This is a genomic window from Streptomyces apricus, assembly GCF_008369065.1.
GTDB classification, from domain to species: Bacteria; Actinomycetota; Actinomycetes; order Streptomycetales; family Streptomycetaceae; genus Streptomyces; species Streptomyces apricus.
Window position 1 is genome coordinate 529,033 of record NZ_VDFC01000040.1, and the last position, 8,005, is coordinate 537,037.

7 protein-coding genes and 1 pseudogene are annotated in these 8,005 nt (G+C 74.4%); 3 read left to right on the forward strand and 5 right to left on the reverse strand.

Annotated elements, in window-relative coordinates; translation table 11 throughout:
* A partial coding sequence (locus FGF04_RS15325) for an acyltransferase family protein (protein ID WP_149512289.1) occupies nucleotides 1-1,050 on the forward strand: 1,050 nt, incomplete at its 5' end.
* Nucleotides 1,051-1,218: 168 nt separating this feature from the next.
* On the opposite strand, the gene FGF04_RS15330 is transcribed toward FGF04_RS15325, so the two are convergent.
* Nucleotides 1,219-1,860: a TetR/AcrR family transcriptional regulator gene (locus FGF04_RS15330; RefSeq protein WP_149511851.1), complete on the reverse strand. Its 642-nt coding sequence runs from the start codon at nucleotides 1,858-1,860 to the stop codon at nucleotides 1,219-1,221.
* A gap of 63 nt (nucleotides 1,861-1,923) precedes the next feature.
* Between FGF04_RS15330 and FGF04_RS15335 the strand changes: the two genes are divergently transcribed.
* The gene (locus FGF04_RS15335) at nucleotides 1,924-3,399 is read left to right on the forward strand and encodes an FAD-dependent monooxygenase (protein ID WP_149511852.1); all 1,476 of its coding nucleotides are present in this window, start codon (nucleotides 1,924-1,926) and stop codon (nucleotides 3,397-3,399) included.
* Nucleotides 3,400-3,420: 21 nt separating this feature from the next.
* Here FGF04_RS15335 and leuE read toward each other — a convergent pair whose 3' ends face one another.
* Nucleotides 3,421-4,080: a leucine efflux protein LeuE gene (leuE, locus tag FGF04_RS15340; RefSeq protein WP_149511853.1), complete on the reverse strand. Its 660-nt coding sequence runs from the start codon at nucleotides 4,078-4,080 to the stop codon at nucleotides 3,421-3,423.
* A 94-nt stretch (nucleotides 4,081-4,174) separates the two neighbouring features.
* Between leuE and FGF04_RS15345 the strand changes: the two genes are divergently transcribed.
* Nucleotides 4,175-5,083: a L,D-transpeptidase family protein gene (locus FGF04_RS15345; RefSeq protein ID WP_149511854.1), complete on the forward strand. Its 909-nt coding sequence runs from the start codon at nucleotides 4,175-4,177 to the stop codon at nucleotides 5,081-5,083.
* A gap of 137 nt (nucleotides 5,084-5,220) precedes the next feature.
* Here FGF04_RS15345 and FGF04_RS15350 read toward each other — a convergent pair whose 3' ends face one another.
* From FGF04_RS15350 to FGF04_RS15360, 3 genes and pseudogenes are all read right to left on the reverse strand, one after another.
* Entirely contained in the window at nucleotides 5,221-6,447 is a 1,227-nt protein-coding gene (locus FGF04_RS15350; RefSeq protein ID WP_149511855.1) for a hypothetical protein, read from the reverse strand.
* Nucleotides 6,447-7,121, reverse strand: coding sequence for an RNA polymerase sigma factor (locus tag FGF04_RS15355; RefSeq protein ID WP_149511856.1), 675 nt, complete (start codon nucleotides 7,119-7,121; stop codon nucleotides 6,447-6,449). The genes FGF04_RS15350 and FGF04_RS15355 overlap by 1 nt, the downstream gene beginning before the upstream one ends.
* Nucleotides 7,122-7,482: 361 nt before the next feature.
* Nucleotides 7,483-8,005, reverse strand: a pseudogene (locus FGF04_RS15360) (hypothetical protein); the annotation flags it as partial.

Here is an 8,005-nt window from a genome sequence, read left to right on the forward strand (position 1 = left end):
GGCCGGGGCGGTGAGGTCACCGGGGCCTGGGGCAGCTCGGCGCAGCTCCAGTTCCCCACGCTGCACACCTGGTTCGCGTACGGCTGCCTGGGCGTGCAGATCTTCTTCGTGATCAGCGGCTTCGTGATCTGCATGAGCGGCTGGGGGCGGACCCTGCGGTCGTTCTTCGCCTCTCGGGCCTCCCGGCTGCTGCCGTCGTACTGGGCGGCGGTCGTCCTCGTCACGGCCGTCTTCGCGCTGCCCGCCGTCACGTACGAGGCGGTCTCTCCCAGCGACGCGCTGGTGAACCTGACGCTCCTGCAGCAGCCGCTCGGCGCCGACCGGGTGCTCGGGGTCTGCTGGACGCTCTGGGCGGAGGTCCGCTTCTACGCGCTGTTCGCGCTGTGCGTCGTCCTGCCGGGGGCGACCCGGCAGCGCGTGATCCTGTTCTGCGCCGGCTGGACGCTCGCGGCGGCGATCGCGCAGGCCGCGCACGAGCCGCTGCTCGACCTGGTCCTGATGCCCGAGTACGCGCCGTTCTTCGTCGGCGGCATCGGCCTCTACCTCGTCCACCGCGACCGGCGGGACGCGTACGCCTGGGGCATCGTGGGCGTCAGCTGGCTGATCGGGCAGCACTACGCGGTGGCGGAGCTGTGGCACGCGCCCGGCCCGCAGCACTTCTCGTACCGGAGCTCGGCCGGGATCATCCTCGTCGTCACGCTCGGGTTCCTCGCCGTCATGGCCATCGCGCTGGGCTGGCTGAACCGGGCGAACTGGTCCTGGCTGACGGTGGCCGGGGCGCTGACGTACCCCTTCTACCTGGTCCACGAGCACCTGGGCTGGGTCGCCATCAGGGCCTACCACCAGGGCCTGGGCATCCCGTCGTACGCGACGGCGGCGCTCACGGTCGTGACGATGCTGGCCCTGGCGTGGCTGCTGAACCGCTACGTGGAGGACCGGCTGGCTCCGCGGCTGCGCTCGGCGCTGTCGCGTCCGCGCGAAGCCTCCCCGCCGTCCCCGCCGTCCTCGGCTTCGGCAGGGACGGCGGGGTCGGCGGCGGTCCCGCGCTGAACCTCCGCCAGGATCTCCCCGAGCGCCTCGCCGGCCTCCTCCACGAGGTCGGCCAGCTCGGACATCCGCCGCGCCAGCTCGGCCCGTACGGCGGGGTCGGGCACGAACGCGCCCAGCGGGTCGGCCGGGTGAGCCGCGTCCGGACCGCCGGGGTCCGGGCGGTCCGGGTCAGTCGATTCCATAGCGGGCTCCGATCCCTGCCAGCAGGAGCATGAGGCCTTCCTCGAAGTTCTCGTCGTAGCCCTCGAAGATCACGGGGCCCGCGGCCGCCGCCAGGGGGAAGTCGGCGAGCATCCGCGCGCGGCCGGCCACGTCGAAATCCGCGCGGCGCTCCCCCGGCAGCGGGTACACGCCCTGTTCCTCGGTGACGAAGCCCAGCGTGTACAGGTAGACGCTGGTGAAGGCGTGCACCGCCTGCCGGAGGGTGAACCCGGCGTCCACCAGGGCGCGCAGGTTCTCCTCCATCTGCACGGCGTGGTCGGTGCCGGTGAAGCGGGAGCCGCTGAAGACCTTGGCCCCGTCGCGGTAGCCCAGCAGCGCCGCGCGCAGGCCGCGGTTGGCCAGCAGCAGCCGCTCGCGCCAGGGCGTGTCCGGCGGGATCCGGGTACCGGCGACCATCCCCCGGTACATCCGCGTCGCCATCTCGTCCAGCAGCGCCTGCTTGTCCTTGAAATGCCAGTAGAGGGCCGGCGCCTTGACGTCCAGCTCCTTGGCGATGACGCGCAGGCTGAGTCCGTCGAGGCCGACCTCGTTCAGCAGACGCAACGCCGTGTCGGCCACCAGCGCTCGGTCGATCTTCCCCACAGCCACGGTCGCACCCTATCCGGCGTTCCCTCCTTGACAGCTTAACGACGTTAAGGGCATCCTCGCGGCATGGAATTTAACGAGGTTAAGGAAACGGCCGGCGTCGCCGACGTCCTGGTCGTGGGCGCCGGGCCCACCGGACTCGCCCTCGCCCTCGACCTCGCCCGGCACGGGGTGCGCGCCCTGGTCGTGGAGCGGTCCGCCGCCCTCTTCCCGGGCTCCAGGGGAAAGGGGATCCAGCCGCGCACCCAGGAGGTCTTCGACGACCTCGGCGTCCTGGACGCGCTGCGCGCGAAGGGCGGCACGTACCCCGTCGGCATGGTCTGGAAGGACGGCCGGCGGCTGGGCGAGCACCGGATGTTCGACGAGGTGCCCGCCACGGAGGCCGAGCCGTACGCGGGCAGCGCGCTGATGGTGCCGCAGTGGCGCACCCAGGAGATCCTGTACGCGCGCCTGGTGGAGCTGGGCGGGGGCGTCGCCTTCGGCCGGGAGCTGACCGGTCTCGCCCAGGACGCCGACGGCGTGACGGCGAGCTTCACGGACGGCGCCCCCGTGCGCGCCCGCTACGCCGTCGCCGCGGACGGCGGCCGCTCGGCGGTCCGGCGCGCCCTGGGCATCGGCATGACCGGCGAGAGCGTGGACCCGGCCCCGGCCCTGGTCGCGGACGTCCGCGTCACCGGGCTCGACCGCGACAACTGGCACTTCTTCCCGCCGGCCGACGCCACGCCGGGCGGGGGCATGCGGGGCGACTTCCTGGGGATCTGCCCCCTGCCGCACACCGAGGACTTCCAGCTGGCGGCCGGCTACGCGGACCCGTCCGCCGTACCGGACACGACCCTCGCCGGCATCCGCAAGCTGGTCGCCACCCGCACCCACCTCGCCGAGGACGCCGTGACCGAGGTGCGCTGGGCCTCCGACTTCCGGCCGCGCGCCGCGCTGGCGGACCGCTTCCGGCAGGGCCGGGTGTTCCTGGCGGGCGACGCGGCCCACGTCCACTCACCGGCCGGCGGCCAGGGCCTCAACACCAGCGTCCAGGACGCCTACAACCTGGCCTGGAAGCTCGCGGCCGTCCTGCGCGGGGACGCCCCGGCCGCCCTCCTCGACTCCTACGAGGAGGAACGGCGGCCCGTCGCCGCGCAGATGCTGGGCCTGTCCACCGGCGTGCACCGCGGCGAGGTCCGGCGCGGGGCGGCCACCCAGCAGCTCGGCCTCGGCTACCGGGGCTCCCCGCTCGCCGTGGAGACGCGTACGGACCTGCCCGGGGACGCCCTGCGCGCGGGCGACCGCGCGCCGGACGGCACCCGCGGCGGCGTCCGCCTCTTCGACGCCTTCCGGGGCCCGCACTGGACCCTGCTCACGGTCGGCACGGACACCGGGGTGCCGGAGCTCCCCGGCGTCCGCACGGTCCGCATCCCCGCCTACGAGGCGTACGGGACCGGGGTGTTCCTCGTGCGGCCCGACGGCTACGTGGGCTGGGCGGGCACGTCGGCGGCGGAACTGGCACCGTACGCACCGCTCGTGGGCCTCACCGTACGGAACCCCTAGACCGGCCCTGCGAGTCGGCCCCTAGACCGAGCTGGCCAGGGACAGCTTGACGGCGAAGCCCAGGAAGAGCGCGCCGGCGGCGGAGGTGGCTCCCGCGGAGAGCCGCCGGCGCCGCCGGAAGGCCGCCGCCAGCCGCGTCCCGCCGAATATCAGCGCGCTCAGGTAGAGGAAGCTGACCAGCTGGGCGAAGAGGCCGAGCACGACGAAGGACAGGGCGGGGTAGGCGTACCCCGGGTCGACGAACTGCACGAAGAAGGCGACGAAGAACAGGATCGCCTTCGGGTTGAACAGGCTGATGACGAGCGCCCGCCGGAAGGGCCGCTCCTCGGCGGCGGCCGGAGCGGCGGCGGTCTCCGCGACCGCGTCCCGCTCCCGGCGGGTCCGCCACATCCGCAGGGCGCTGCGCAGCATCCCGAACGCCAGCCAGGTCAGGTACCCGGCGCCCGCGTACTTGACGATCCCGAACAGCAGGGCGTTGGCCTGCAGCAGCGACGCGACGCCGGCCGCCGACAGCGTCATCAGCACGGCGTCGCCGCACCAGACGCCCGCGGAGGCCCGGTACCCGGGCCTGACGCCCCGGCGCGCGGCGACGGACAGCACATAGAGGGAGTTCGGTCCCGGCAACAGGACGATCAGTACGAGACCCACGAGGTAGGTGGGGAGGTCGGTGACACCAAGCATGGGAAGCAGTGTCGCACTCGCGTACGACACAATGCCGCGTAGTTCACGATCGGGTCCGCGGGGGAACCAGTCCGGTGAGCGGCGGGGAGTTCGGATGCGTACGAGGGGCATGAGGAGTTCGGTCGCGGCGGTGACCGCGATGACGGCGGTGGCCGCGCTCGCGGCGGTGAGCGGCTGCACCATCCAGACCGCCGACCAGGCGGGACGGTCGCCGGCCGCCGGTGCGCCGGCGCCTGCCGGGCGCTCTCCCGGCGGCCCGGACGACTCCGGCGGTTCCGGTGGCTCCGGGGGTTCCGGTGGCTCCGGGGGTTCCGGTGGCTCCGGTGACGGGAAGTCCTCGGAGCGGTCGGAGTCCGCCGGGCAGCCGGCGTCCCGGGTCCTGTGGTCGTCGGGCGACCGCGGCATGGAGGTCCGGGAGCTGCAGGCCCGGCTGCGCCAGGTCCAGTGGCTCTTCCAGGGGCCGACGGGCACGTACGACGCCTCGACGACCGCCGCGGTACGGGGCTTCCAGGGCAAGCGGGGCCTGCCGCAGACCGGTTCGACGGACTCGGTGACCTGGCAGCGGCTGCTCGGGATGACCCGCGAGCCGGGCAAGTGGGACCTGTACGCGTCGGGCGGCCAGCCCGCCGCGCGGCCGGACCCGCGCTGCACGACGGGCCGGGTGCTGTGCATCAGCAAGACCAGCCGCACCCTGCGCTGGATGATCGACGGCCGCACGGTCTCGACGATGGAGGTGCGCTTCGGCACGGAGTACACCCCCACCCGGGAGGGCGTCTTCGAGGTCTACTTCAAGTCGCGCCACCACGTGTCGACGCTCTACGACTCACCCATGCCGTACGCGATGTTCTTCAGCGGCGGCCAGGCGGTCCACTACTCCGAGAACTTCGCGGCGACGGGCTACTACGGCGGCTCGCACGGCTGCGTGAACGTACGCGACGAGGGGAAGATCTCGGCGCTGTTCTCGCAGGTGAGGAACGGCGACAAGGTCGTCGTCTACTGGTGAGGCGCCTTCGGCGGCAGAGGTGTGCGGGCGCGGGCGGGACCGGGGGAACGTGTCCCGCCCGCGCCTGTGTGCACCGAGCCGTGGGTACGGGGGGAACCCCGGCTCGTGCGACAGCCGATGACCAGTCGGCTCGCTTACTACTGCGTCGGGGCGGCTGAAAACGTCACACCGGTCCGGCCGCCCCGGTCGCTCCGGCCGCCCTGACCGTTCCGGTCGCCCTGGCCGTCCCGGTCCTCCCGGCCGTTCCGGTTCCCTTGGCCACCTTGCTTGTCCCCGTCGCCCTGGTCGTCCTTGAACGTGCCCGGGCCCGTGTGGCCGCGGTCCTTGCCGTTCCCGCCGCCGTTCCCGCCGTCGCCTTTCCCGTCGCCGCCGTTCCCGCCGCCGTTGCCGCCCGGACCGCCGTGGCCGTCCCGGCCGCCGCCGGAGTCCTCGCGGTCCCGGCTGCCCAGCAGGCCCTGGCAGTACTTCGTGACCCGTCCGGCGCCGTGGGCCGCGTCCTCCAGGGTGCGCCTGCGTCCCGGGGCGAGGTCCTTGCCGTCGCGGTGGTCGCGGCAGGCGGCGGCGAGCCCGGCCCACCGCCGGCCCGGCCGGTCCGTGCGCCCGGGGTCGTCGGCGCCGGGCCGCGCGCCCGTACCCGTGCCCTCGTCCTCGTCCGCCCCGGCGCCCGGGCCCGTGCTCCCGCCCGTCGGCGCACCAGACCCGCCCCCGGACCGCGCGTCGTCGCCGCGGGTCCCGGTGGGGGACGGAGTGCGCCGCGAAGGGTCCGAGGTGACGGCGGCCGTCGCGGAGGCGCCGGGTTCCGGTTCCCCGCTGCCGAAGGCGAGGACACCGGTGGACGCGACCATGGCGACCCCGCCCATCATCCCGGCGGCGAGCGCCGCGGCGAGGCCGTAGCGCACCGGGCGGCCCCAGGGCGACGGGGCGCGGCGGTCCCGGCCGGGACGGCCGAGCCGGACGAGCCCCGCGTCCAGGGAGGTGCCCGGTGGCGGTGCGTCGGCGGGGGCCGCGGTGTTCGTACGGGCGTGCGGTGCGCGGCCCGTCCCGCCGTCCCACTCGGTCCGTGCGGCCCGCCCGCCCGGTTCGGTCCGCTCGGCCGCCGCGGCGCCCCGGCCGGTGCGCGCGGCGCGGAAAGCCGCCAACGCGGCGTCCTCACCAGGGAGTTCCGGTCCCTCGGACACGGTGTCGACGGTCGTCGCGGTCAGGGCGCCGAGCGCCCCGGCGAGCCGGTCGGCCTGGGCGCGGACGCCCGCGTCGGCGGTTTCGAGCGGCTCTCCGCGCAGCAGCCGTTCCGCGGTGTCGCGGTCCAGCCACCGGCCGGGGGGCCGGGAGTCGTCCTCCGGGAAGACACAGCGCTCGTCGGCCATCACATGTCCTTCTGCGTCCGCGACGGCGTACGCGTCACACCGGCGGACGTCACCGCGCGGGTACGCGGCTCTTCGTGTGGAGGCCTCTGCGGGGGGACCGAACCGAGCGAGCCCGCGGATTCCGGATCCGCGCCGAGCAGTTCCGCGAGGCGCTTGAGACCGCGGTGCGCCGCCGTGCGGACGGCGCCCGGCCGCTTGCCGAGGGTGTCCGCGGCGGTCTTCGCGTCGAGGCCGACGACGACGCGCAGCACGACGGCCTCCGCCTGGTCCTGCGGGAGCTGGGCGATGAGGGAGAGGGTGCGGCCGGTGGCCAGGGCCTCGATGGCCTCGCCCGCGGTGTCGGACTCGGCCGCCCTGCCGGTGAGTTCGGTCTCGTCGCCGCCTATGGCCGGGCGCCGGCCGCGCATGCGGATGTGGTCGAGCGCGCGGTTGCGGGCTATCCGGGCCGCCCACCCGCGGAACCGGTCCGCGTCCCCGCTGAACCGCTCCAGGTCCCGGGCGATCTGCAGCCAGGCCTCGGACGTCACGTCCTCGGCGTCCGGATCGCCGACCAGCGTCCTCACGTACCCCAGGAGCCGTGGGTGCACGGCTCGGTACACAGTCCGGAACGCGGTCTCGTCCCCGTACTGTGCGGCAAGCACCGCGGCCGTCAGCTCCGCGTCGTCCCCCAGCACCGCGCCCCTTATCGCGCCCAGCCGGCGCCGCTCTCGCGGACCGGGCCCTCTGCGTCGTGGTCTTTCGATCGATGGTTGCGGTCTGCGCCCCATCCGGCGCGAAATGCACGTTACGGCTTGAAACCGGGGTGCGTCCACGTCCGTCCGGCGTGCAACCGACTCGTTGCGGTGCGAGGTGTGACACAAAACGCACCGTCGGCGCTGAGGAGAGTACGGGCCGCCGCGCGGCCCGTGCCGCGCGACGGCCGGGGCCTCTCCTGTGGGGGGTGGCGGCTCCGGCCGTTGCCATCGGCACGGGCACCCGGCCCGCGGTCCCTGCTTCGACCCCGGTTTCAGCCCCGGTTCCAGGGACCCTTTCCGTTCACCGCGCCCCGGTGTTCTTCTCGTTCTTCGCCTTCTTCGTGGCTCCCTTGCCGCCGGTGGACCCGGAGCCCTCGGCCGCCGCGCTCGGCTCGATGTCGACGGTGCCCTTCTTCTCCTTCGATCCGTTCGAGCCACCCGAGCCGTTCGACTTGCCTGACTTGTCTGGCTTGTTCGACTCATTCGGCTTGTTCGGCTTCCCGGACCCGTTCGACAGGGCCGCGCAGTACGCCTCGACGTTCTCCGCGCCGCCCGCGGCCAGCACCAGCCGCTGCCAGGCCGTCGAGTCCAGCGCCTTGCCCTTCTTCCCGACGGAGTCGTACGCGCGGCAGTGCGCCTCGGTGTCCCGCGCGGCGGCGGGGCGGTCGGACGCACCGGAGCCGCCGGGTCCGCCGGGCCCGCCGGTGGTCCCCGGCACGGACGGGCCGGACGAACCGGTCCCATCAGATGAACCGGACGCGCCGCCCCCGGAGCCGGGATCCGCCGGGACGCTGTTCGACGGCCGCGGCCGGCCGGTGCGGACG